The 22,765-nt window shown below is 52.1% G+C and carries 26 protein-coding genes and 1 other RNA gene; 17 read left to right on the forward strand and 10 right to left on the reverse strand.

Features of this window, described 5'->3' with window-relative positions:
- Positions 1-3 precede the first annotated feature (3 nt).
- Positions 4-876, forward strand: coding sequence for a UDP-2,3-diacylglucosamine diphosphatase LpxI (lpxI, locus tag HND56_05495; GenBank protein ID QKK05175.1), 873 nt, complete (start codon positions 4-6; stop codon positions 874-876).
- Between the two features lie 5 nt (positions 877-881).
- A complete protein-coding gene (lpxB, locus tag HND56_05500) occupies positions 882-2,027 on the forward strand; it encodes a lipid-A-disaccharide synthase (GenBank protein QKK05176.1) in 1,146 nt (381 codons plus the stop codon).
- Here the strand turns inward: lpxB and HND56_05505 are convergent.
- On the reverse strand, positions 2,019-2,798 hold the full coding sequence (locus tag HND56_05505; GenBank protein ID QKK05177.1) for a hypothetical protein: 780 nt from the start codon (positions 2,796-2,798) through the stop codon (positions 2,019-2,021). The two genes, lpxB and HND56_05505, sit on opposite strands and share 9 nt — an antisense overlap.
- A gap of 140 nt (positions 2,799-2,938) precedes the next feature.
- On the opposite strand from HND56_05505, the gene rmuC reads away from it, so the two are divergent.
- Complete coding sequence (gene rmuC, locus HND56_05510) at positions 2,939-4,285, forward strand: DNA recombination protein RmuC (GenBank protein QKK05178.1); 1,347 nt, start codon at positions 2,939-2,941, stop codon at positions 4,283-4,285.
- A 9-nt stretch (positions 4,286-4,294) separates the two neighbouring features.
- Here rmuC and rnpB read toward each other — a convergent pair.
- Positions 4,295-4,655: RNase P RNA component class A (gene rnpB / locus HND56_05515), an RNA gene on the reverse strand.
- Positions 4,656-4,673: 18 nt separating this feature from the next.
- Entirely contained in the window at positions 4,674-5,315 is a 642-nt protein-coding gene (locus HND56_05520; GenBank protein ID QKK05179.1) for an O-methyltransferase, read from the reverse strand.
- 50 nt (positions 5,316-5,365) lie between these two features.
- Between HND56_05520 and mutM the strand changes: the two genes are divergently transcribed.
- The 5 genes from mutM to HND56_05545 all read left to right on the forward strand — a co-directional run bounded on the left by mutM (position 5,366) and on the right by HND56_05545 (position 8,198).
- Entirely contained in the window at positions 5,366-6,199 is an 834-nt protein-coding gene (gene mutM / locus HND56_05525; GenBank protein ID QKK05180.1) for a bifunctional DNA-formamidopyrimidine glycosylase/DNA-(apurinic or apyrimidinic site) lyase, read from the forward strand.
- Between the two features lie 24 nt (positions 6,200-6,223).
- A complete protein-coding gene (locus HND56_05530) occupies positions 6,224-6,598 on the forward strand; it encodes a hypothetical protein (protein QKK05181.1) in 375 nt (124 codons plus the stop codon).
- 5 nt (positions 6,599-6,603) lie between these two features.
- Complete coding sequence (locus HND56_05535; GenBank protein QKK05182.1) at positions 6,604-7,380, forward strand: enoyl-CoA hydratase; 777 nt, start codon at positions 6,604-6,606, stop codon at positions 7,378-7,380.
- Positions 7,381-7,549: 169 nt separating this feature from the next.
- A complete protein-coding gene (gene rpsT, locus HND56_05540) occupies positions 7,550-7,816 on the forward strand; it encodes a 30S ribosomal protein S20 (GenBank protein ID QKK05183.1) in 267 nt (88 codons plus the stop codon).
- A gap of 103 nt (positions 7,817-7,919) precedes the next feature.
- A complete protein-coding gene (locus tag HND56_05545; GenBank protein ID QKK05184.1) occupies positions 7,920-8,198 on the forward strand; it encodes a hypothetical protein in 279 nt (92 codons plus the stop codon).
- A 58-nt stretch (positions 8,199-8,256) separates the two neighbouring features.
- Here HND56_05545 and HND56_05550 read toward each other — a convergent pair whose 3' ends face one another.
- On the reverse strand, positions 8,257-8,934 hold the full coding sequence (locus HND56_05550) for a hypothetical protein (protein ID QKK05185.1): 678 nt from the start codon (positions 8,932-8,934) through the stop codon (positions 8,257-8,259).
- A 208-nt stretch (positions 8,935-9,142) separates the two neighbouring features.
- Between HND56_05550 and HND56_05555 the strand changes: the two genes are divergently transcribed.
- Positions 9,143-9,433: a hypothetical protein gene (locus tag HND56_05555; GenBank protein ID QKK05186.1), complete on the forward strand. Its 291-nt coding sequence runs from the start codon at positions 9,143-9,145 to the stop codon at positions 9,431-9,433.
- A 203-nt stretch (positions 9,434-9,636) separates the two neighbouring features.
- Here HND56_05555 and HND56_05560 read toward each other — a convergent pair whose 3' ends face one another.
- The 3 genes from HND56_05560 to HND56_05570 form a co-directional block, all read right to left on the reverse strand.
- A complete protein-coding gene (locus tag HND56_05560; GenBank protein QKK05187.1) occupies positions 9,637-10,152 on the reverse strand; it encodes a CarD family transcriptional regulator in 516 nt (171 codons plus the stop codon).
- A gap of 211 nt (positions 10,153-10,363) precedes the next feature.
- Complete coding sequence (locus HND56_05565; protein ID QKK05188.1) at positions 10,364-11,743, reverse strand: nucleotide sugar dehydrogenase; 1,380 nt, start codon at positions 11,741-11,743, stop codon at positions 10,364-10,366.
- A gap of 17 nt (positions 11,744-11,760) precedes the next feature.
- Positions 11,761-13,737: an acetyl-CoA carboxylase biotin carboxylase subunit gene (locus HND56_05570; protein QKK05189.1), complete on the reverse strand. Its 1,977-nt coding sequence runs from the start codon at positions 13,735-13,737 to the stop codon at positions 11,761-11,763.
- Positions 13,738-13,976: 239 nt separating this feature from the next.
- On the opposite strand from HND56_05570, the gene HND56_05575 reads away from it, so the two are divergent.
- The 4 genes from HND56_05575 (at position 13,977) to HND56_05590 (ending at position 16,911) form a co-directional block, all read left to right on the forward strand.
- Positions 13,977-14,696 carry a VacJ family lipoprotein gene (locus HND56_05575; protein ID QKK05190.1) on the forward strand — a complete coding sequence of 240 codons (720 nt, stop codon included), beginning with the start codon at positions 13,977-13,979 and terminating at the stop codon, positions 14,694-14,696.
- Between the two features lie 58 nt (positions 14,697-14,754).
- Positions 14,755-15,354, forward strand: a complete 600-nt coding sequence (locus tag HND56_05580) for an ABC transporter substrate-binding protein (GenBank protein QKK05191.1) — start codon at positions 14,755-14,757, stop codon at positions 15,352-15,354.
- Between the two features lie 154 nt (positions 15,355-15,508).
- Entirely contained in the window at positions 15,509-16,240 is a 732-nt protein-coding gene (locus HND56_05585; GenBank protein ID QKK05192.1) for a carbonic anhydrase, read from the forward strand.
- A gap of 137 nt (positions 16,241-16,377) precedes the next feature.
- Positions 16,378-16,911, forward strand: coding sequence for a hypothetical protein (locus HND56_05590; protein QKK05193.1), 534 nt, complete (start codon positions 16,378-16,380; stop codon positions 16,909-16,911).
- Between the two features lie 63 nt (positions 16,912-16,974).
- Here HND56_05590 and recG read toward each other — a convergent pair whose 3' ends face one another.
- The 3 genes from recG to HND56_05605 are packed head-to-tail and all read right to left on the reverse strand — an operon-like array spanning position 16,975 to position 20,698.
- A complete protein-coding gene (recG, locus tag HND56_05595) occupies positions 16,975-19,059 on the reverse strand; it encodes an ATP-dependent DNA helicase RecG (GenBank protein ID QKK05194.1) in 2,085 nt (694 codons plus the stop codon).
- Positions 19,060-19,088: 29 nt separating this feature from the next.
- A complete protein-coding gene (locus HND56_05600; protein QKK05195.1) occupies positions 19,089-20,027 on the reverse strand; it encodes a DUF2157 domain-containing protein in 939 nt (312 codons plus the stop codon).
- Complete coding sequence (locus tag HND56_05605; GenBank protein ID QKK05196.1) at positions 20,024-20,698, reverse strand: hypothetical protein; 675 nt, start codon at positions 20,696-20,698, stop codon at positions 20,024-20,026. The genes HND56_05600 and HND56_05605 overlap by 4 nt, the downstream gene beginning before the upstream one ends.
- 25 nt (positions 20,699-20,723) lie before the next feature.
- Between HND56_05605 and HND56_05610 the strand changes: the two genes are divergently transcribed.
- From HND56_05610 to HND56_05625, 4 genes are all read left to right on the forward strand, one after another.
- A complete protein-coding gene (locus tag HND56_05610; GenBank protein ID QKK05197.1) occupies positions 20,724-21,014 on the forward strand; it encodes a succinate dehydrogenase assembly factor 2 in 291 nt (96 codons plus the stop codon).
- A 94-nt stretch (positions 21,015-21,108) separates the two neighbouring features.
- Complete coding sequence (locus tag HND56_05615; GenBank protein ID QKK05198.1) at positions 21,109-21,453, forward strand: hypothetical protein; 345 nt, start codon at positions 21,109-21,111, stop codon at positions 21,451-21,453.
- Between the two features lie 90 nt (positions 21,454-21,543).
- Positions 21,544-22,254 carry a hypothetical protein gene (locus HND56_05620; protein ID QKK05199.1) on the forward strand — a complete coding sequence of 237 codons (711 nt, stop codon included), beginning with the start codon at positions 21,544-21,546 and terminating at the stop codon, positions 22,252-22,254.
- A gap of 94 nt (positions 22,255-22,348) precedes the next feature.
- Positions 22,349-22,726, forward strand: a complete 378-nt coding sequence (locus HND56_05625) for a hypothetical protein (protein ID QKK05200.1) — start codon at positions 22,349-22,351, stop codon at positions 22,724-22,726.
- The last annotated feature ends 39 nt before the right edge of the window (positions 22,727-22,765 follow it).

The raw sequence follows: 22,765 nt of genomic DNA on the forward strand, positions 1-22,765 counted from the left end.
TTTATGCCGGAACAAAGCACGATAAACGCAAATGAAGAAACACGCCGCCTTGGTATTGTCGCCGGCGGCGGCGGTTTACCAAAAGCCGTGATCGACAGCTGCGTTGCCAATAAAAAACCTTTCTTCATTCTCGCTTTGCAGGGGTTTACCGATCCCGCACTTATTGACGGACATCCGCATGAATGGGTGCGTCTGGGTGCTTTGGGGCAGGCATTCTCTATTTTAAAAAATGAAAATGTGACCGATATCGTGATGGCGGGGCGTTTGCGCCGCCCGTCTTTGCAGGAAATCCGCCCCGATGCGCGCGGGATGCAGTTTTTTGCCAAATACGGCACGGCGGTGCTGGGAGATGACGGTATTTTGCGTGCGGTGTCACGGGAACTGGAGCTGGAAGGCTTTACGGTGATCGGCGCACAGGATGCGGCGGAGGATATTTTGGTTCCGCAAGGATTGCTGACCAAGAAAGGTCCGCAGAAACGGCATAAGCAGGATATTGCCCATGGCTGGAAAATTGCCTCCTTGCTGGGCGAGGCGGATGTCGGACAATCTGTTGTGCTGCAGGAAGGCTTGGTGCTGGGCGTGGAGGCGATTGAAGGCACGGATGCGCTGATGAAACGCTGTACGGCATTGCGCCGTGCGGGGTTGTTGCCGGTGCTGGTTAAGCGCTGTAAGCCCAAGCAGGATTTGCGGGCGGATTTGCCGACCATCGGACTGGAAACCGTGGAAACGGCGCGTGATGCGGGTTTTGCCGGTATCGCGGCCGAGGCCGGAAAAACCGTCTTTCTTGACCGTGAGGCCGCACTTGCCGCTGCGAATAAGGCAGGCATGTTTATTTATGGCGTGACGGCGGATGATATAAACGATTTTCAGGCGTAAAGGATATGGATGCAACGGCGCGGCACATCTATATGATCGCAGGCGAAGCATCGGGAGACATTCTCGGCGCAGGTATCATGAAACAGCTGAAAGAAAAGGCGGCGGGTGATCTCCGCTTTTCCGGTATCGGCGGCGAGCTGATGGCGGCGGAGGGGATGTCTTCCCTGTTTCCGATGGAAACCCTCTCCGTGATGGGAGTGTGGGAGGTTTTGCCGCGCATTCCCGATCTGCTGGCGCGTATCAGACAAACGGTGCGCGATATTGAAGAAAAACAGCCTGATATTCTGGTGACGATCGACTCGCCGGATTTTTGTTTCCGCGTGGCAAAAGCCGTTAAAAAACGCGGCAAGGCCAAAATGCCGATCGTGCATGATGTTGCGCCCAGCGTCTGGGCATGGCGGCCGGGGCGGGCGAGACAAGTCGCGCAATTTCTGGATCATCTGCTGGCACTGCTGCCGTTCGAGCCGCCTTATTTTGAAAAAGAAGGGCTGGCCTGTACCTTCACAGGGCATCCGGTCATGGAAAACGAGGCTTTGGTCAAAGCGGATGGTGCGCGTTTCCGTGCGGAAAACGGTATTGCCGCCAATGAGTCTTTGCTATGTGTGCTGCCGGGCAGCCGTATGTCGGAACTGACGCGGATGCTGCCGGTTTTTCGACAGACAGTTGAAAAGCTGAAAGCGGATCATAAAGGATTGAAGCTGGTCACCGTCACATTCCCGCATTTGCAGGAGGTGATTGAAAAAGCCTTTGACGGCCTGAATGTCATCATCAAGACAGCGGGAAAATATGATACCTTCGCCGCAGCGGATGCGGCTTTGGCAACATCGGGAACCGTGGCGCTGGAGCTGGCAGCAGTCGGCACGCCTGCCGTGATCGGCTACCGCATGAGCGCATTGAACGGCTTTCTGGCAAAATTGCTGGTGAAGGGCAAATATGCCAGCCTGCCCAATATCATTCTGGATGCGCCCGTTCTGCCGGAGCTGCTGCTGGAAAACTGCACGGTGGATAATCTGGTGCGGGAGGTCGGAACATTGCTGGATGACGGCGCGGCAGCGGAGGCGCAACGCAAGGCTTTTGCCGATATGCGGCAGAAATTTGAAGGGCTATCACCCTCCGCAACAGCCGCAGATGTTATTTTGTCATTAATGTGACGGTTTCGGTTTCGGCTTTTCCGGCTTGCGTACATAATCCGCATATTCATCGCGGTAAACAGCAAACAGAAAGGCCATCAGCAGGCCGGGAAGCCATGATCCGAGAATAAGGGACATGCCGATTTTTGTTTGCCCTGAAGAATCATCAGAAACTGCTGTTTGACTAATTTCTGCCGCTTTGGAAAAACGCGTCTGCATATCGGCATTGTCGGAAACACTGACAGTGCTGCGGGCTTCGTCCAGATGTTCGGCCACTGCTGAGCTGTTGATCATGTTCGGCAGTGATTCATCAACGGATGACCAGTCAAAATCACCGTCTTTGTTGTCCAGATCGGTCAGCATGTTTTTGAAATCGGTTTCCGAAATCGCCAGCCCGTCTTCGCCGCCATTGGTATAAAGACTGCCGAAGAAGCTTTGCGCGGCATCTTTAATCTGATATTCCGTGGCCATGACATCATCGGCCAGTTCCAGCACTTTATCACGCTGTCCCAGCTGTTCATAGGCGGCCTGATCGCCTTTCAACTTGTTATAGGTGGTGACTTGCGTCAGCAGATCGGCTTTTTGTTCCTGCAGCTCTGCCATGACGGTCTCGCTATTGGCAAGGCCTTGCGTATCCATTTCCTCATGGCTGATATTGCCCGTGATCGCCATAAAGGGCAGGACGGCAGCCGCCGTCAAACCGACCACCCAATGGGTAAAATCATTATTGGTTTTATCAACGACGTGATAACCGATATTTTTCGCCTGATATTTCAGATTTTCCGCACTCATGCTACAGCCTCGTTTTATATCATTATTTGCGCAATATATTAACATAAGATTATTAAAAGTCAAGAAAAAGAAGGGAAAAATCCTATGCGCGGCGCGGGGAAACGCGCTATGATAAGCTTATACGAAGGGAAGGATAAAAAATGCTGACAGAACTGATGTTTTTCGGTTGCGGCGCGGCTTTAGGGGCGGCGGTGCTTTGGCTTGTCTTCCGCAAGCGGCTGTCGGGAGAGGAAGCGGCGGTTCTGCGCACCAAACTGGAACTGGCGGAAGAACATCACGAAAAACTGGCCGAAGAAAAGCAGAAATTCGTCGAACAGATGCAGGAGAAAATGGGCGACAGCTTCAAAGCCATGAGTCAGGAAGCACTCAACGCCAACCGCGAGACTTTTCTGGCACTGGCAAAGGAAAAGCTGAAACAATCGCAGGATGACGCACTGCATGATCTGGACAAACGCCATAAAGCCATTCAGGAACTGGTGAAACCGGTCAGCGACAGCCTCGAGAAAATGGATCAGAAAATCGGCGTGCTGGAAAAAGAACGCCAGAATGCCTATGGCGAGCTGAAGCAATATCTTTCCAGTATGAAACTCGATCAGGAAAAGCTGCGCGGCGAAACCGCCTCGCTGGTACAGGCTTTGCGCTCACCGTCACAGCGCGGGCAATGGGGCGAATTGCAGCTGAAACGCACGCTGGAAATGGCCGGATTGGTCAAAGGCGTGCATTACGAAGAACAAGTCACGGTCAAAGGCGAGGGGCTGCACCAGCGCCCTGATGTTGTCGTGAAAATGCCGGGCGGCCAGTCCATCGTCATTGATGCGAAAGTGCCGCTGGATGCCTATCTCGATTCCCTGAAAGACGGTATTTCGGAGGAGGAGCGCATGCGCGCCCTTGACCGCCATGCCGCGCATGTCCGCGCCCGCATCAAGGAACTCAGCAGCAAAGCCTATTGGGAACAATTCGACACGCCGGAATTTGTCGTGATGTTCCTGCCCGGTGAAAGCTATTTCAGCGCGGCGCTGGAACGCGACCCGTCATTGCTGGAGGCAGGGATTGACCACCGCGTGTTGCCTGCATCCCCGACAACGCTGATTTCGCTGCTCAAAGCGGTCAGCTATGGCTGGCGTCAGGAAAAACTCGCCCAGAATGCACAGGAAATTTCCATGCTCGGCAAAGACCTTTATAAACGCCTTGCCGTCTTTGGCGGCCATATGCACAAGGTCGGCAAAGGCATTGCCGGCGCGATGAGCAGCTATAATCAGGCCGTCGGTTCGCTGGAGCGCAATGTTTTCTCCGCGGCCCGTAAATTCGACGCGCTGGAGGTCACAACCGACCAAACCCAGCTCCCCGATCTTGACCCGCTGGACCAAAGTCCGCGCCCGCTGCTCAGCGAGGATATCAAAACCACGCTGCCTGATGCCGCACCCGCAGATGATACGGAAGATGACGGCGCCGAAGAGCCGCCGAAAAAAGCGCGGAAAAAAGCCTGAAAATAAAAAAAAGCCGGACGGCCTGTAAGCCGGGTTCTGTCGAGGACGGTTATTCATCTGGGACGCATGTTGCCATGCGCCTCTAGCAATCTACCCGGGCGACGGGCGCGGAAATGCGCCATATGCCGCCCCTATTTGATCTTGCTCCCGGCGGGGTTTACCATGCCGTCTGCCGTTACCGGAGACGCGGTGCGCTCTTACCGCACCATTTCACCCTTACCCGACCGAAGTCAGGCGGTATCTTTCTGTTGCACTAGCCGTAACAGCGGATAAATCCGCTGCCCCCGGTCGTTAACCGGCGCCGTATTTCCGTGGAGCCCGGACTTTCCTCGGCACGTTCAAAACGCGCCGCAACCGTCCGGCCATCCGGCTGAGGGGAACTCTACACTTAAAAAAGTTTGACCGCAACTGTCATGCCGTCGGTGGTGGGCAAAAGGATGGAGCAGTATTTTTTCGGATCCGCCATACGGGCATTGAAAGTCTTCATGATCTCATTCGTGCTTTGGCGGATACGGGCGGGCAGGGGCTCGTCCTCTTTCAGGAACACCGCACCGGACAGCAGCGTGTTATCGGCGGCAATCAAACCGCCTTTGCGGATATTTTTTTCCGCCCAGTCGAGATAATCCAGATATTGCCGCTTATCCGCATCAATAAACACCATATCAAAAGGCGCTTTATCTTCCAGAGCATGCAGCTGCCCCAACGCATCACCATGCATCAATGTGACATTTTTAACCTTTTTCAGCGTTTCTTCCGCCAGCGCAAAGCGGGCATCATCACGCTCAATCGTATAAATGCGTCCGCCTTTCGGCACGGCGCGGGACATCCACAGCGCGGAATATCCCGCCAATGTGCCGATTTCAACAATATTTTTCGCATTGCTGAGCTTGATTAGAAATTGCAGTAATTTGCCGTCCTCGGCGGCGATCTGGATCGGCTCGGTCGATGTTTCGGTGCGGCGTACCACATCCAGCAGCGCGGCATCCTCTGCCGCGAAAAGTGCGCGAATATAATCTTGTTGCCTGTTCATATCTTCAGTTATAAAGGATCAGCGTTAAAAAACGGTAAGGATGACAGAGAATGCCCGAATTGCCTGAGGTGGAAACGGTACGGCGCGGATTAATCCCCGTGCTGGAAAACCGCAAAATCACGGAATATATCCAGAACAGACCGGATTTACGCTTTCCGATTCCCGCGGATATGCGCCGCGCATTGCAGGGCGCAACGGTGACGGCACTCAGGCGGCGGGGAAAATATCTGATTCTCGATGTTGATAGCGGCTTCCATGTCTGCTGGCATCTGGGTATGTCGGGGCAGATGCGTATAGATCGCGCGGAAGAAAAACATGACCATATTATTCTGAAAACGGAAGAGGGACGCAGCGTCAGCTTCAACGATCCGCGCCGCTTCGGCTATGTGCTGACGGCAAAGGCGGGGGAGCTTGATAACATGCCGCATTTCCAAAAAATGGGTCCCGAACCGCTGGATGATGCGCATTTTCACGGCGGTTATCTGTTTGAAAGATTCGCAGACCGGAAAGCACCGCTGAAATCTGCGCTGCTGGATCAGCATATCGTCGCAGGACTGGGCAATATCTATGTTTGCGAAGCGCTGTATCACGCAGGGCTGCATCCGGCGACAGCAGCGGGCAAGCTTGATGAGATGCAATGCCGCGTGCTGGTCGATGCCGTGCGCCGCGTTATCAGCCGTGCGATCGAAGCGGGCGGGTCAACGCTGGGCGATGCGCGCTATGTACAGCCATCGGGCGAGCTGGGCTATTTTCAGCTGGAAATGGCGGCCTATGGGCGCGAAGGTGAAAAATGCGGGCTGAACGGCTGCAACGGCACGATCGAGCGCATTGTGCAGGCGGGACGTTCAAGCTTTTATTGTCCCCTCCATCAATTGCCGTTATAGTATCAGGCGATATAAGGGAGAAATATGATGAAGATCAAAAATTGCCTTGCCGCATGCGCCGTGGCGTTGCCGCTGTTCTTTGCGGGCGCGGCTTTTGCGTCCTCTTCCCAGTTTTTTACCGCTGTCTCCGATCTGCCTTTGATGCCGGGTTTTATCGAGCAGCTGGATGAAAATATGGTGTTCGACAAGCCGGAAGGCCGCATCATCGAAACCGAAGCCGTCGGCAAAGCGGAGCGGGACGGGGCGGAGCGTTTTTATCTTGAAACCCTGCCGCAGCTGGGCTGGAAGTTTATCGGCGGCAGCCGCTTCGAGCGCGAAGGGGAAGTGCTGGAAATCGGCTTTGCAGAGCAGGAACAGGGCTATATCAGCATTCATATCATCGTTAAACCGAAAGGATAAGCGCCATGAGTGATTTTATTAAAACGGAAATTATTGACGGCAAAGTCGGTGTGATCCGCCTGGATCGCCCTGATGCGCTGAACGCGCTCTGCGGTCAGCTGATGGATGAACTCTCTGCCGCGCTGGATATTTTCGAAGCCGATGAAAATATCGGCTGTATGATTATCACCGGCAATGAAAAAGCCTTTGCCGCAGGCGCGGATATCAAGGAAATGCAGTCGAAAAGCTTTTCCGATGTTTATGTCGGCAATATGCTGAACAAAAACTGGGAACGGCTGTTGACCTGCCGCAAACCGGTGATTGCGGCGGTTGCGGGTTATGCGCTGGGCGGCGGTTGTGAACTCGCGATGATGTGCGATATCCTTCTTGCTGCGGATAATGCGAAATTCGGCCAGCCTGAAATTAAAATCGGCACATTGCCCGGTATTGGCGGCACGCAGCGCTTAACGCGTTTGATCGGCAAGCCGAAAGCCATGGAAATGTGTCTGACGGGCCGCATGATCGGCGCGGAAGAAGCGGTGCAGGCCGGGCTTGCAGCGCGTGTCGTGCCGCTGGACAAACTGATGGATGAGGCGCTGGAGGCGGCAAAAACAATCGCCGATATGTCGCTGCCTGCCGTGATGATGGTCAAAGAAGCGGTGAATCGCGCCTATGAAACCACATTGGCCGAAGGGCTGCATTTTGAACGCCGGTTGTTCTATGCCAGCTTTGCCACCGAGGATCAAAAAGAGGGTATGCAGGCCTTTATCGAGAAGCGCGCGGCGAATTTTTCCGGAAAATAACGCGCGGCGGCTTTTTTTACGTATTTTCTGTAAAAATCCTGTTGACTTGAGGTATGAAACCCTCTAAAAAGGCGTTTGTGTATTGGTTTCACCAAACGGCGAGGCAGTGTTTCAGGGTAGGAAATCCCGCGCTTTTGACCGTTTTTGAAGAACAACTAGGAAGGTTTGTATGGCACATCATAAGTCTGCAAAAAAACGTATTCGTCGTAACGATCGCCGCCGCGTCATCAACAAAGACCGGGTTTCGCGTATTCGCACCTTTATCCGCAAGGTAGAGGAAGCCATTGGTTCCGGCGATAAAACTGCGGCTGATGCTGCATTTAAACTGGCGCAGCCTGAAATTCAGCGCGGCGTTACCAAAGGCGTGTTGCACCAGAATACGGTTGCACGCAAATTGTCGCGCCTGTCGCGACGCATTAAGGCTCTGGCTGCTTAATTCCACGCCGGCGCTTTTTTAAACTCAAGTCTTTTCAGCCGTAAGGCTGTTATATATTTTTATTGCGTAATACGAGAGCCGTTTCATAGAGGAGACGTGTGTGATGAATTCTGAGTCTTTAAAAGATGAATTTCGCCCGTTAAGGGACGAAAAACAATATAAAACAACACTTCGTGAGCTGGGCGAATTGCGCCGTGCATTTGACAAGGAAGTGAACCCCAATCTGAACAAATATGATCCCGAAGTCGTTGCTGCCAGCAAACAGGCAGTGGACGAGCTGATCGGTGAACTGGAAGAGCGTGTGCGCGATTACGAATCCCGCCGCAATACGACCCCGCCGGCATATTCCTTTGGCGGCTACGCGGCCGGCGGCCGGCGCTAAAAAAAACGCCCGACATCTCTATCGGGCGTTCTCTCAATTCTTTGACAATGATCTGATGTTACATTGATGCCTGTACGCCTTTTTTGCGTTTTTGACCCGGATGCCGTACGCCGGGCTTTTGCCCGTTATTGAGTTTAATGCCGTCCAGTGCCTGTTCAAGGCGGTTCATGCCTGCGCCGTGTTCTCTGTGCAGATCGGCGGGAAGATGGCTGATGCCTTGCTCCAGACGCGATAATTGCTCGGGCGAGAACAGGTATTTGTTGTCGCGCGCTTCCATCAGCTTGGCTTCAACCGTCAGCAGGTTATCCAGTTTGGCACGCGCCGTACCGGCGGCGAATTTCGATTGATTAAGAGAGGTAGAGGTCATCAGGTCTTTGCCTTGTTTGGGCTTTTGACCATCATTCTTTTTGCCGTCATTTTTCTTTTTACCGCCCAGCATATCCTGCTTTTGCGGCTGAAAATCCTGCAATAATCCCATAACCTGATCCACAAACAAGCCGATACCGAGCGCATCGCCCATTTTCGGTTGCTGAAATTTTGACGTGGCTTTGTTGTCTTTTTTTCCTTTTGTGGAGGTAATATCGGTGGCGCCGGAAGGGGCGGTGCTGCCGCCAAAACGTGTTTCGGCCTCGAGAATGCGCTTTTCTGAAGAGACATGTTTCAGGCTGTCTTCAATCTTGCTGGCTTCAAGGTTTTCGGCCTTGCCTTCGGTCATTGACGGTGCTTTTGGTGTCATATTTTTTCCCTGCACGATATACAATTATGCTCCCATTATACCATGGAGTGGAGGTTGCGTCAAACGGCATTATGTAATGCCTGCGCAGCGAAAAGATAAAGACTTTCTTTACCATTCCCTGCTAGAATGAAAATTAGGCCAGTATAAGGATTCTGACGGTGATCGGCGATTCTTCCGATACCGTTTTTAATGATGAGGAGCAAAACAAGTGGCAACGATCGGTCCCGTACAAACTCCGGTGACAAACACCTTCCAGCCCGGCATTGGTAATAATAATGACCGCGCGGGAACTGTTGAACAGGAAGCACGCACCAATCAGGTGCAGCCGCGCGGCGCTGAGTCGGCGGAGAGTCAGCGTTCGGAAAGCCGCACCTCACTGCGGGAGCGTACGCAGGAGAATAATGACCGTGCAGAGGCGCAAGCTGCGGAGCGCCGCGCTGCGGCAAGCGAAGCCGCTGATGAGCAGGGGCGCGGCCGCATTGTTGATGTCGAAGTATAGAGTTTTTCGAAAAGAGTAAAAGTGATTTTGGTTTGATTTAAAGTGACGGCCTCGTGAAGAAACGGGCCGATTTCCCTCCAACAGTATATCTTGCCCCGTGCGGTTTTCGTGCGGGGCGTTTTTTTTGTGCTTGAAAGTGATGGGGAAGGGTAAAAAAAAGACCCGCCGGAAGCGGGTCTTTTTAAAAACTGTTTTATGCTGCTTTAAGAAACATTTTGGAGAACATCTTCAAGCTTTTCTGCAGCAGATTTTTCATCAATATCTTCGATCGCAGCAACTTCGCGTGCAAGACGCTCAAGAGCGGCCTGATAGATTTGACGCTCACTGTAAGACTGTTCGCCCTGATCTTCGTTGCGGCGCAAATCGCGCAGAACTTCAGCAATCGCAACCGGATCACCGGAATTGATTTTGGTTTCATATTCCTGTGCGCGACGGCTCCACATCGTGCGTTTTACGCGGGAGCGTCCTTTCAAAGTCGTCAAAGCCTCTTTCAGGCGGTCGCCGGAGGAAAGTTTACGAAGGCCGGAGCTTTTGATCTTGCTGATCGGAAGCTTCAGGCGCATGCGGTCCTGTTCAAAGCTGATGGTGTACAGTGTGACATCAACACCGCTGATGGTCTGGGTTTCAATACCTTCCACTTTACCAACGCCATGCGCCGGGTAAACAACGAAATCGCCTGTCTCGAAATCCGAAGAATTCGCTTTTTTGCTTACTACCATCTTTTTTTGTGCCGTTTTTTTGGTCGCCATGTGATTATCAGCTCCTCAATTGGTCTTTGCCCATAAATTTACCGCAAGGCAGGGAACACGTTATTTATTTTGCGTACATCCCCGTTTTTATTACACTTTTTCTGCCTCATAGAACATAAGATACATGAAAATCGGCAAAATAGCAAGAAGAATCTCTGTCGTTGGAAAAACCTGTTTATTCTCAGGCTTTTACGATTTTCCCTGCATGGGCGCTATCCGCGCTTTTGGCGGCATTGCGCGTATCTATGACAAGACTGCTGTGCGCTGCAACAAAGCCGTAATCAATATCGCTGTGGTCGGTCACGATGATAACGGCATCCTGGGCGGTTAGATTTTCCGCCGTTAAAGCGGTGGAGGCCATGCCGACAAATGCCGGATGTTCACGCAGGGGCGGGATTTTATCGACAAAAGGGTCATGGAAGCAGATATCGGCCTGCTGCGCCTTCAGAAGCTCCATAATCGCAAAGGCGGGGCTTTCGCGCACATCGGCGACATTCTTTTTATAGGCCACGCCGATCAGCATGACTTTTGCGCCGTTTAGCGGTTTTGCGAATTTTTCATTCAGCGCTTCGGCCAGCTTATGCATGACATAGGCGGGCATGGAGATATTGATCTCTCCCGCGAGTTCAATAAAACGGGTCGTAATGCCGTGTTCGCGCGCTTTCCAGCTAAGGTAAAACGGGTCAATCGGAATGCAGTGGCCGCCCAGACCGGGGCCGGGATAAAAAGGCATATAGCCGAAAGGTTTTGTCTTTGCCGCTTCGATGACTTCCCAGATATCAATATCAAGACGGTCATAAATGGTTTTCAGCTCATTAACCAAGGCGATATTGACGGCACGGAAGATGTTTTCCGTCAATTTGACGGCCTCTGCCGTTGCGGGGGAGGAAACAGGAACGGTTTTACCGCCCAGCACGCGGTTATAAAATGCCTGTGCCAGTGCCAGCGCATGTTCACCGTCACCACCGACGACTTTCGGAATGGAGGAGGTCGTAAATTCCAGATTACCCGGATCTTCGCGTTCGGGCGAATAGGCCAGAAAGAAATCCGCACCGGATTTCAGACCGGATTTTTCTTCCAGAATCGGGCGCATCACATCCTGCGTTGTGCCGGGATAGGTCGTGGATTCCAGAACAACCAGCTGGCCCGGACGCAGATGTGCGGCAATTTGTTCCGTCGTATTGATAATATAGGACAGATCGGGTTCGCGGTAACGCGTCAGCGGTGTGGGAACGCAGATAATAACGGCATCGGCTTGCATCAATGTGGCAAGATCACCTGTCGGGCGGAATTGCTGTTTTTTGACAAAGCCGGACACGCGGTCATTATGAATGTTGCCGATATAGGATTGGCCTTTTTCCAGTTTTTCGATTTTGGAGGAATCGACATCAAAGCCGATGGTCTGGAAATCCGCATCGCAGGCGGCGCAGGAGAGCGGCAGTCCGACATAGCCGAGCCCGATAACGCCGATCACGGCAGTGCCGTTTTCGAATTTTTCCAGCAGAGCGGCGACATCAACGGAAGGCGTTGCGGCGGCAAGTTGTGCGACAGGGGTGGACATGGCGGTTTTCCTATGTTTTAGCCGTTATTTTCAAGCGTGATGAGTTCTACGCCCTCATTCACCTGCATGTCAACGGCAATATTTACATTTGCGACGGTTCCGGCTGCGGGGGCGCTGATCGTATGCTCCATTTTCATGGCTTCGATAACCGCCAGCGCTTGACCTTTCAGGACTTTGTCACCTTTGGCGACATGCAGGGCAATGACGCGGCCGGTCATCGGCGCGGTCAAAGCGCCTTCTGCGACGCCGCTATGATCCCCGGCATCCAGCGGTGCGCGCCAGTTCAGAACCAGATGCGGCAATTTGTCGCAGAACAGATAGAGTTTGCCCTTTTGCGTGATACTGGCGGCGTGATAAGCGGTACCGCCGATATGGATGGTTTCGCTCTCCGTGCAGAAATCCGCCTCGAAGACCGTATCGCCGGTTGTGACGGCGGCAAGATTATCGTCCAAAAGATGGCAGCTGATAATCCGGTCGGCGATTTTGTAACGGCGTATCATCGGCTGCTCACCATTCATGCGCCAGCCGGAAGAAATACCTTTTAAATCATATCCGTATTTAAAGCAGCTAATCTCGGCTCTTAATAGTGTAACGGCAGCGACTGCGCATGATAGGGGCGTCGGTTCCTCTTTGCGGAACAAGTCCTGCTCATAGTTTTCGATGAATTTCGTTGATAAATCCTGCGGAGTCTCGCCTGCAAAAGCGGGATGGCGGCACAGGGTTTCGAGAAAACGGATATTGTTTTTCGGCCCGACAAGGCGCGTTTCGTGCAGGACATCCGCCATCGCCGCGCAGGCGGCTTCACGGTTTTCCGCATGAATAACGAGTTTTGCGATCATCGGATCATAGTAGGCCGAGACGGTATCACCTGCGCGGATGCCGGTTTCAACCCGCAATGCGGCACGGCTTTCCGGCCATGTCAGATGGCTGATTTTACCTGTTGCGGGCAGGAAATTCGTATCCGGGTCTTCGGCATAAATCCGCGCTTCGAAAGCATGTCCGGTGACCTGCACATCCTTTTGCTGCAAAGGCAGCGCGTTTCCGGCGGCAACCAGCAGCTGCCATTCAACCAGATCGAGCCCTGTCACCATTTCCGTGACCGGATGTTCGACCTGCAGACGGGTATTCATTTCCATGAAATAGAAATTCTCGTTATCATCGGTCAGAAATTCCACAGTACCTGCGCCGGTATAGTCAATGGCTGTGGCGGTTTTTCGCGCAGCATCGGCAATGCGTTCCCGCGCCGCAGCGGACAGACCGGGGGCAGGGGCTTCCTCTATAATTTTTTGTTGGCGGCGCTGTACGGAGCAATCGCGCTCGGACAGGGCAAGGACGTTACCATGACTGTCGCCGAAAATCTGGACTTCGATATGGCGGGGCGCGTCCAAGAATTTCTCCAATAAGACATGATCATTGCCGAAAGAAGACTGCGCCTCGCGTTTTGCGGCGGCCAGCGCTTCTTTAAATTCTTTTTTGCCGCGGACAATGCGCATGCCTTTACCGCCGCCGCCCGCCGATGCTTTGATCAAAAGCGGAAAGCCGATTTTTTCAGCCTCTTTCAACAGCAGCGTTTCGGATTGTTCTGCGCCGTGATAGCCGGGCAGCATCGGCACGCCCGCTTTTTCCATCAGGGATTTGGCAGTGCTTTTTTCACCCATCGCGCGGATGGCATCGGCGGAGGGACCGATAAAAGCCATGCCGGCCTTTGTGACGGCTTCGGCAAAGCCGGCATTCTCGGATAAAAAACCGTATCCCGGATGCACGGCTTCTGCACCGCTCTCTTTGGCGGCGGCAAGAATGCGGGGGATGTTCAGATAGCTTTCCTGCGGTGCGGCCGTACCGATCATCACGGCTTCATCCGCCATGTCCACATGCAGGGCGTTCCGGTCAATATCGGAATAGACGGCAACGGTGCGGATGCCGAGCCTGCGGCAGGTCTGCATAATCCGGCAGGCGATTTCTCCGCGATTGGCAATCAGCAGCTTTTTGAACATTTTTTCAACTTTTCCAAAGCTTTTTGTTGTTGGAACTTTATCTTTGTTTATAATTGTGTAAAAAGGAGAAAGCAAGGAAAAGGGAGTTGCAGGCAAGACTGAGTTCCTAGAGTTTCAATCCTCTGATCTCGCTGCCTTTTTGTTGTTCTGTGTTAATCTAATTTAAAGTATTGATCGGTTAAGATAACGATATGATGTGGGTAAGACGCTTTATTATTGTCTGTTTAATTGTTGCGTTTATGACGCCGATGGCAGGCTGTGCCTCCTCGCGCGATCAGGCTGCGGCCTATAAGGCGCCGACGGAGATTGCAGACCCTCTGGAACCTGTGAACCGCGCGATGTTCGGTTTTAACAATCTTGTTGATATGGTGCTGTTCGAGCCGGTGGCCAAAGTTTACCGCTTTGTCATTCCGTCGCCTGTGCGTGATTCGGTACAGAATTTCATGCGCAATCTCAGAACGCCTGTCACATTTGCCCATAATGTGCTGCAAGGCGAGATCGGCGATGCCGGTGTAAGCGCCGCACGTTTTGTTATGAACTCCACGATCGGTATCGGCGGATTATTTGATGTTGCGGCGACGCAAGGGCTGGAATATGAGCGTGAAGACCTTGGTCAGACGCTTGGCAAATGGGGAATTGGGCACGGTTTTTATATTGTCCTGCCGATTCTGGGGCCGTCCTCCCTGCGTGACGGCATCGGCCTGGCCGGTGACACGCTTATTGATCCGGTGCGCTATCTGGCCTTCCACAACGAACATGAGTGGATGTTTTATACACGCGGCGGCTTAGAAGCGCTGGATGAACGCGCCCGCGCAATAGCAGCCATTCAGGATTTGCGTCAGAACAGTCATGATTACTACGCCGTCGTGCGCAGTATCTATGGACAGAAGCGCTATGGTTTGGTACATGATGACCCCTACGCCCATCTTGAATATATGGAGATGGAAGAGGACTTTTAAGAGCCTTGAACGTCAGGGGTTTGACGGCGTATAGACAGTTTTTGGGGTATGTAAGATAATGTGGAAATATAACCGCATCCTTTTCGCAGTTTTTCTGGTGTGTTTCACACTGCCGCTTCCTTTGCGCGCAGCGGATGGCGCAACGCTGTCCCGGCAGGAACAGATTGTCCAGACACTTGGTGACGACGCGCTAAAAGAGCTGGTGCAGAAAGAGATCACGCAGGCGCAGCGCGAAAAGAAAATGGCGAAACTGCTGGATAAATATTTCGATCTGGACAGAATCGCAAAGCTTTCTCTTGGCAGAAATTGGAAAATTGCGAATGATACGCAGAAAAAAGAGTATTTAAAGCTTTTCCGCCATATGGTTATACGCACTTATGCCAGCCGTTTCGGCGAATATTCCGGTGAAGTTTTTGAAGTGACGGGCTATCGTGAATTGAATAAGCGCGACAGCCTCGTGCACAGCAAAATTGTTCCGGCAGACAGATCACCTGTCACCGTTGACTGGCGTTTGCGCGCAGGTAAAGACAGTGACTTCCTCGTGATTGATGTGATGGTGGAAGGCGTCAGCATGATGCAGACGCAGCGTTCGGAGTTTGATTCACTGATCAGTCAGCACAATGGCGATTTCGACGCTTTTCTGGCCGCGCTGAAATAATTTTTTTGCATTTTCTTTTTTAGTAATTTCAAACATATATCACTTTATGTCATTTTGCGGTAATTTTATTATTGCAAATCGGGTATTATCCGATACGATATTTCCTATTCGTGTTTTTTAAGACAATAAAATAACAACGAAAAGGAATGCGCCCATGGCAGACGACATCCTTAAAAAGCTTGTCAAAGGCTTCGAAGCCTTTCGAAAAGAACACTACGAAACCAATCCCGATAAGATGAAAGACGTTGTTGAAAACGGTCAGCGGCCGAAGGCACTGATTTTTTCCTGTTCCGATTCCCGTAACGGGCCGGAAATGCTGATGGGCGTGGAGCCGGGAGATATTTTTGTCGGTCGCCAGATTGCCGCGCTGATACCGCCTCATGATGAAAAAGACGATGATGACACAATTGCTGCGACAATTGAATTTGCGGTCAACACGCTGAAAGTCGAAAATATTATTGTCATGGGGCATACCTCCTGCGGCGGTATCAAGGGACTTGTTGACGGTGTCAGAAGCGGTGCGGTCGGTAGCTGGATTCAGCGCGCCCGCGAAATTAAAGACAAGGTCAAGCTGCGTTTGGGTGACAAGGCTTCGGATAAGGATTTACTGCTGGCTGAGGTGGAAAAGGAAAGCGTTTTGTGGAGTGTGGAAAATCTTCGCAAATATCCCGTTGTAGAAAAGGCCTTGCAGGAAGGGCGGCTACAGATTCACGCATGGCATTTCGATATGCAGAACGGTGTATTGAACGCTTATAATCCGCAAACACATAGTTTTGAACCATTATCCGGCGCGGATAAGCAGAAGCAGGAGCACGTGCATGATGACAATTGTGTTCCGTTTCCCAAAAAACGGGCGAGAAATAACAAAGGCGGGTTCCGTCGTTAAACGCGCTTTCGAATAGCAATCAAGCATATACTTCTTGACAGGGATTATGTCCGGTCATAAGATGCGCCTCCGTTGCATGGCAATCACTGCCGCAACGCGGCACATATTTTATTTTATTCGAAAGGACATATAAGTTTATGACTGAGAAAACTGCAAAAACGGCAAAAGATCCGGTTGAAGTCACAGATGATTCCGTCACCCTGAATGTCGGTGATGAAAAAGTAACCCTCACGGAAGAAAATGTTGTAAAAAGCGGCAAGCAATTGCTGAAAGCGACACTGTTGACGGTTGGGTTAATTCTCGGCGGTGCGGTTGTCGGCGCTGTTGCCGGCGCTATGATTTTTTCCGGCGCGGCGGCTGTTGCTGCCTCGATCACGGGATTTTTCGCGGGCGGCGTTCTTGGGCGTCTGGTCGGCGGCGAAGTTATCAAACGCACGGATGCCTATAAAGGTATGAAAAAAATCGCTGACGCTGAAAAGAAAGAGCCGGGTTCGCTCGATCGTTTCTTCAAGGCGGTTGAGAATAAACTCGACAATGCGGCAAAACTGAAAAAAGGCGGCGCGCAAAAAGCCTTTGGCGACGCGCAAGAGCCGAAAGCCGTTACGACAGAGCCTGCAGCAACACAAGATGCCGCGCCTGTTAAAACAGAGAAAAAATCTCTGAAAAAGTAATTTTCCTGCTTGCAGGATAAAGAATACAAAGGAAAGCCCGCTTGGTAACAGGCGGGTTTTTCTTTAGCCGGAGCGCAGATACTGGATGGCGTTATCGCGTTCAAACAGATAGAGCAGGGTACGCAGTGCCTGTCCGCGCGGCGTTTGCAAATCGGGGTCTTGTGCGATAATCAGCCGCGCATCATCCCGCGCGATTTTTACCAGACGGGCATGGTCGTGCAGATTGGCCAGTTTAAATTCGGGCATACCGCTTTGCCGCGTTCCCAGCAGTTCCCCTGCGCCGCGCAGTTTTAAATCCTCCTCGGCAATCAGAAAGCCGTCTTCGGTGTTGCGGATGGTGGTCAGACGCTTTTTGCCGGTTTCGCCTATTTTCGGGTCATAAACCAGAATACAGGCCGATTCCTCATCGCTGCGTCCGACGCGCCCGCGCAGCTGGTGCAGCTGCGACAAGCCGAAACGCTCGGCATGTTCGATCACCATGACGGTGGCTTCGGGCACATCGACACCGACCTCGATCACGGTTGTGGAGACCAGAACATCAATTTCCCCCGCGACAAAGCGCTGCATCACCGCATCTTTTTCCGCCGCATTCATACGTCCGTGCAGCAAACCTGTGCGGTCGCCGAAAACCTGTTGCAGGGTTAGCCAGCGTTCCTCGGCGGCGGCAAGGTCCATCACCTCCGATTCTTCGACCAGCGGGCAGATCCAATAGGCACGGGCATCTGTTTCAATTTTGCGCTTCAGCCCTGCGACGACCTCTTCCAGCCGCGCGGTCGAAACAAGGCGGGTATCAATCGGCTTGCGTCCTGCGGGCTTTTCGTCAAGGCGGCTGAAATCCATATCGCCATAGGCGGTCAGCGTCAATGTGCGCGGGATCGGTGTTGCCGTCATCACCAGAATATCGCAATCCTTGCCTTTTCCCGCCAGTTTCAGCCGTTGATGTACACCAAAGCGGTGCTGCTCATCGACAACCGCAAGGCCGAGATCATGGAAAATAACGTCATCCTGAAACAGTGCATGGGTACCGATAATGATTTTGGCGCTGCCGTCGGCGATTTTCTCTAGAATCTCCTGCCGCGCTTTGCCTTTATGCCGTCCGGTCAATATAACGGTTTCAAGCCCCAGCGTAGCGGCATAGTCGCTAATGGTTTTGCTGTGCTGCTGCGCCAGAATTTCCGTGGGAGCCATCAGCGCGGCCTGTGCGCCGGAGGCCACGGCATTAAGCATCGCAAAAAAGGCAACAACGGTTTTCCCGCTACCGACATCACCCTGCAACAGCCGCAGCATCCGCATGGGTTCATGCATATCGGCATTGATTTCTTTGATGGCTCTTTCCTGTGCACTTGTCAGCTGAAAGGGCAGAGCTTTGCGGAGGGTATCGGCCATTTTTCCGGGCGGTCCCATGGCACGACCGCCAATCTGGCGGTTATGATTGCGGACAAGGGTAATGGCCAGCTGATTGGCCAGCAATTCGTCATAGGCCAGCCGCTCCCGCTCCGGTTTACGCGGGGATAAATCCTCTTCGCTTTCCGGATGATGGGCTTTTAAGACGGCCTCTCTCCAGCCGGGCCATTTTTCCTGCGCAAGGAAGGCCGCGTCCAGCCATTCCGGCAGTACGGGAACCTGCGGCAGCGTTTGCGAGATGATCTTGTGCATCATACGGTGGGTTAATCCGGCGGTCATCGGATAGACGGGTTCGACAATTTCGATTTTATCACGCTCGGCTTCCGTTCCGACCATTTCGGGATGCGGCATTTGCAATGTGCCGTGGAAATATTCGGCTTCGCCGCTGATAATGCGGGTTGCGCCGATCGGGAATTGCGCCTCCAGCCAGGGCTTTTTGGCGTGGAAATAGACCAGATCAACCGTGCCGGTCTCATCGCTACAGCGGATTCGGTACGGGCGCGCCCGCGACGGGGCGGGGATGTGTTTGTCGATTTTTACGGTTAAGGTGACAATGCGTCCGTTTGGCGCATTGGCGATTTTCGGGGCAAAGCGGCGGTCAATATAGCGCACGGGCAAATGCCAAAGCAGAGAGGCAAGCTTTTCGCTGCCAACCAGTTTTTCGACCAGTTTTGCCGTGCGCGGCCCCACGCCTTTCAGGGCGCGGACGGAGGTGAAAATCGGATCAAGAACAAAGGGGCGCATTCTTCTCTGTCATTATTATGGCGGCGGGATCAGGTCTCGTCTTTGATCTGCCGGTTCAGTTTGAAGACGAAAGAGGCCAGTCCCACCATAATCAGCCCAAACATAACCAAAGCCAAAGGCCATGCGGCGGAGTTGGTAAAATGTTCCGCGCTGAAATAGCCGATATAGCAAAGCATGCCGAGACTGCTGGCAAACAGTAATGTGCGGCTTTTGACAATGGTGCTGAGATAGATAAAGCCGGAAGTGATGCCGAGGAGCAGGATTTCCAGCGGGCTGTTCTCGATAATCTCGAAACTTCCTGCCATCGTGCAGACGGAGCCGATGAAATAACCGAAAGGTGCCAGCAGGGCATGCGGTGATTTACCCAGACTGTAAGAAATGCTCATCAGCATGATACCGACAATCAGACAAATAATTTCATCATCCAGCTTGGTCAAGTCCAGAGCGGTGGTAATGAAAATCATCAGAAAACACAGCGTCGTAAAGGCCAGTAATGTGCGCTTTTTTGCGATAAAAGTTCCGCCCTGTTGCAAAGCCATCACGCCGGTCATAAATAACGCGCCGTGACGCGGGTCGCCGCCGGTTGAAAACGCATCCAGCATCACCAGAATGCCTGTCGGTTGCAGAATCGCGGCAATCAGGAAGAGGGGCGTGACGGCTTTGGCGAATTTGTCTTCCTTCATAAACAGCAATGCCAGAAGATAAGCGCTGAAACCGGATCCCATTGTCACAATCAGGCGTCCGGCAGTGTTCATATCGCCCCAGAACATGCCGATAAAGACGGCGATACCGGCGAAAATAAACAACCCGCCCAGATAGCTGAGCAATGTTTGCAGAATGCTGCCTTGCCGGTCTTCCGGATTGGCGGCGGCTTCAAGCATTGCCTCCTTGATGTCATCAAGCGTCAGACTGTATTCTTGTGCCAGCGCGGCGATTTTGGCGAGGGCGTCGCTTTTCTTGCTGCTCATTCCGCGCGTCCTTTTGTCTCATCTTCCATCACCCATCCCAGAAAAGTGAAGGAATTGCCGTAGTAATAGTGATTGCCGTCAGTACCGGAAACCTCGAAGGAAAAAGAGGCATTGCCTTTTTTCAAGCGGTAGTTGCGGTAGCGACCGCTGCGCCCCATCGAAAACATAAATCCGGCAAGGCTGTCATTACTGCGGCGGTAATCGGTATCAAGCGTATAACCGTCGGGTGATATGACATTTTTATCAAGTGTCAGCCCGGAGAGGAATTCAGGCATTTCAACATTTTTGTCTTCCAGCAGCCTGTCCCCGTTTTCTTGCAGAAACTCGCGGAAATAAGCGTGGTTGAGGGCGCGTGCCGTCCGGTGCTGCGCATCATAGCGGTAAACAACGGGGAAATTGTTATTGCGGTAATAATCATGTTCACGCTTCTGGTTCGGCGTGACAATCGCGGCCAGTTTTCCGGTTTTATCATCGACTTTTAACGATAGGCTGACAGGGGAGTTTAAGTTGCTGTGATACTGGTTGGCGGTAAACAGAAAATCATATTGCGGCGGTGTCGCCAGCATGCGGGGCAGGGTGCTGGCCACCATAAACAGTACGACCAGCAGGATCGGCAACAGAATACCTGTCAGCAATATAAGATTGTCTTTTACAAATTTCTGAAATGCCATATGCTTGTCCCCAACGGTTAGAGATATGAATACAAACACTATTGCACAGGACAACATGCAAGACAATACGCTTGAAAACACCCGTAAAAAACTGATTTTTCGCAGCTGGCACCGCGGTACGCGGGAGATTGACCTGCTGCTGGGGCGCTTTGCCGATGCGCATCTGCCCGGCTTTGATGCGGGGGAATTGCAGCAATATGAAGACCTGCTGGTGAACAGCGATCCCGATCTTTATAACTGGATTACCGGCAAGGAAACGCCTCCTGCCAATCTCGGCAGTGATGTCTTGCAAAAACTGATCAATTTTCACAGCTAAAACAACTCTTTCAGCACCACCGTTAAGAATTTGGAAAGCTTTCTTCTGTAACATAAGAAAGTTATTATTCTTCTGACATGGTGAGGGTCGGGTTATGGATGTTCTGGCAATTCTTTATATTATCGCCAATATAATGGCCTCTGTCAGTTATATCCCGCAAATCATGACACTTTTGAAAGATACCACACATTCCGAATCCGTGGCATTGATGTCATGGGTGCTGTGGCTGGGGGCGTCGGCTATCAGTCTGACATATTTTATCGTCCGCGTGCAGGACCCCGTCGTGATCTTTTCCAGCAGCATGAATTTCACCGGTTGCGCCGTTGTTCTTAGTCTGCTGGTCTTCAACCGCTTTATCAAAGCGCAAGATATCTGCCTTTATGACCTGATCAAGAAACCCGTTGTCGAGCCTGTTATCGACGAAGAACCGATTGTTTAGGGCAAAAGCAAAATCTCTTCTACAATTTTTCTTAACTTTCCTTATGATATAATTCTTGGAAGGGATAAGAAAATAATCCGGAGGAAAATAATGCCCTATAAAATTCTATGCGGTTTCGCGGCGGCCATTCTTTGCGTATTGACGGTTTTGCCGCAGGCGCGCGCCTTTTCGCCGACGGGTTATTCCAGCGTGGAGCGCAAAGAGGCCACGGAGCCTTTTTACATCGCCATGCTGTTCTACAAACTGATTGATTACCGTCCGAATTTTGCGGCATGGATTACCGAAACGCCGGAATATAAGGCGATGCCGGCGATTGAGCAGGATATGTATCTTGATGAGAAGGTCGGTTATTTCAAAAGCCTTTTCTTCGATATCGAAGAAAACGCGCCGATTATTGTTAATGTCAAGACGCAGCTTTCCCCCTATAGTCGTGAGCATGGCGGCTTTTTCATTGAAAGCTTCCGTCCCGATCTGTTCTTCAGCTATGAATATATGGGCAACCGTTTCGCGATTATTCCGACCGATATCGATTCTTATCAATGGTATCAGGTCTCGCAAACCGATCTGGAAGATACGGGCGTGAATTTTGAAAAATCAACACCGATTGACGTACAGCTTTTGCTGGTGCCGTCGGCGGCTGACAGCAGCAAGCCGACACAGCTGGGGGACTTCGAACATTGGGTCATTAATGCAACGGTGAAAGAGATACAAATCTGGGCGCCGGGCGGCGGCCGTCTTCTGTGGGTGGCGCAAAAAAGCGCCGGGCAGGATAATACGCTGCTGGAATTGTTTAAAGAGTAGTGATAGGCTACAGGCCGTATAGCGGCCGCACGGATGATTGTTCCCGTTCGTCCGGCGTAACGGAAACAATATTTGAAATAATTTTATTGCCGCCATGTTTACAATGCTTAGCCAGTTTCTAAAGCCCATTCTGGGCAAACGCGACCATATTCCGACAACCGCTATCAGCCCCGTTGATCCCGAAGACGGCACAAGAGGGCGTCCGCGCAAAGAAAACAAGCGCAGCGGTAAGAAAGAAACGCAGGCGGATACGGAAGACAGTATGAGTTTTTCTCTTGATGCGGTGAAGGGGATCCTGCAACAGCAGCTGGCCGAAGACCTGGATATGTATGAAAAGGTCAATGTCGTGATTACCGCGCTGAAAGCCAAACAGGTGCGGGAAATTACCGTCGGTGCGGATGAGCAACCGCTGGAAGCGCTTGAAAAACTGGCGCGGCATTACGGCGTCGCATCCCCCCTTGCAAAAAAATAGCGGAAGCTTTTAAAATACGGCAATCAAACAACCTGTAAC

The organism is Pseudomonadota bacterium (genome assembly GCA_013285465.1).
Taxonomy (GTDB): Bacteria; Pseudomonadota; Alphaproteobacteria; order Micavibrionales; family CSBR16-224; genus CSBR16-224.

Bases quoted from the DNA above. Each gene is read 5' to 3' on its own strand.
- rmuC (QKK05178.1), top strand. From the start codon at position 2,939: ATGCTGACAGAACTGATGTTTTTCGGTTGCGGCGCGGCTTTAGGGGCG.
- HND56_05505 (QKK05177.1), bottom strand. From the start codon at position 2,798: ATGAGTGCGGAAAATCTGAAATATCAGGCGAAAAATATCGGTTATCAC.
- HND56_05530 (QKK05181.1), top strand. From the start codon at position 6,224: ATGATGAAGATCAAAAATTGCCTTGCCGCATGCGCCGTGGCGTTGCCG.
- HND56_05550 (QKK05185.1), bottom strand. From the start codon at position 8,934: ATGACACCAAAAGCACCGTCAATGACCGAAGGCAAGGCCGAAAACCTT.
- HND56_05570 (QKK05189.1), bottom strand. From the start codon at position 13,737: ATGTTCAAAAAGCTGCTGATTGCCAATCGCGGAGAAATCGCCTGCCGG.
- HND56_05575 (QKK05190.1), top strand. From the start codon at position 13,977: ATGACGCCGATGGCAGGCTGTGCCTCCTCGCGCGATCAGGCTGCGGCC.
- HND56_05615 (QKK05198.1), top strand. From the start codon at position 21,109: ATGGATGTTCTGGCAATTCTTTATATTATCGCCAATATAATGGCCTCT.
- HND56_05535 (QKK05182.1), top strand. From the start codon at position 6,604: ATGAGTGATTTTATTAAAACGGAAATTATTGACGGCAAAGTCGGTGTG.
- lpxI (QKK05175.1), top strand. From the start codon at position 4: ATGCCGGAACAAAGCACGATAAACGCAAATGAAGAAACACGCCGCCTT.
- HND56_05610 (QKK05197.1), top strand. From the start codon at position 20,724: ATGAATACAAACACTATTGCACAGGACAACATGCAAGACAATACGCTT.
- HND56_05585 (QKK05192.1), top strand. From the start codon at position 15,509: ATGGCAGACGACATCCTTAAAAAGCTTGTCAAAGGCTTCGAAGCCTTT.
- rpsT (QKK05183.1), top strand. From the start codon at position 7,550: ATGGCACATCATAAGTCTGCAAAAAAACGTATTCGTCGTAACGATCGC.
- recG (QKK05194.1), bottom strand. From the start codon at position 19,059: ATGCGCCCCTTTGTTCTTGATCCGATTTTCACCTCCGTCCGCGCCCTG.
- HND56_05520 (QKK05179.1), bottom strand. From the start codon at position 5,315: ATGAACAGGCAACAAGATTATATTCGCGCACTTTTCGCGGCAGAGGAT.
- HND56_05605 (QKK05196.1), bottom strand. From the start codon at position 20,698: ATGGCATTTCAGAAATTTGTAAAAGACAATCTTATATTGCTGACAGGT.
- HND56_05590 (QKK05193.1), top strand. From the start codon at position 16,378: ATGACTGAGAAAACTGCAAAAACGGCAAAAGATCCGGTTGAAGTCACA.
- lpxB (QKK05176.1), top strand. From the start codon at position 882: ATGGATGCAACGGCGCGGCACATCTATATGATCGCAGGCGAAGCATCG.
- HND56_05625 (QKK05200.1), top strand. From the start codon at position 22,349: ATGTTTACAATGCTTAGCCAGTTTCTAAAGCCCATTCTGGGCAAACGC.
- HND56_05620 (QKK05199.1), top strand. From the start codon at position 21,544: ATGCCCTATAAAATTCTATGCGGTTTCGCGGCGGCCATTCTTTGCGTA.
- HND56_05560 (QKK05187.1), bottom strand. From the start codon at position 10,152: ATGGTAGTAAGCAAAAAAGCGAATTCTTCGGATTTCGAGACAGGCGAT.
- HND56_05580 (QKK05191.1), top strand. From the start codon at position 14,755: ATGTGGAAATATAACCGCATCCTTTTCGCAGTTTTTCTGGTGTGTTTC.
- mutM (QKK05180.1), top strand. From the start codon at position 5,366: ATGCCCGAATTGCCTGAGGTGGAAACGGTACGGCGCGGATTAATCCCC.
- HND56_05545 (QKK05184.1), top strand. From the start codon at position 7,920: ATGAATTCTGAGTCTTTAAAAGATGAATTTCGCCCGTTAAGGGACGAA.
- HND56_05565 (QKK05188.1), bottom strand. From the start codon at position 11,743: ATGTCCACCCCTGTCGCACAACTTGCCGCCGCAACGCCTTCCGTTGAT.
- HND56_05600 (QKK05195.1), bottom strand. From the start codon at position 20,027: ATGAGCAGCAAGAAAAGCGACGCCCTCGCCAAAATCGCCGCGCTGGCA.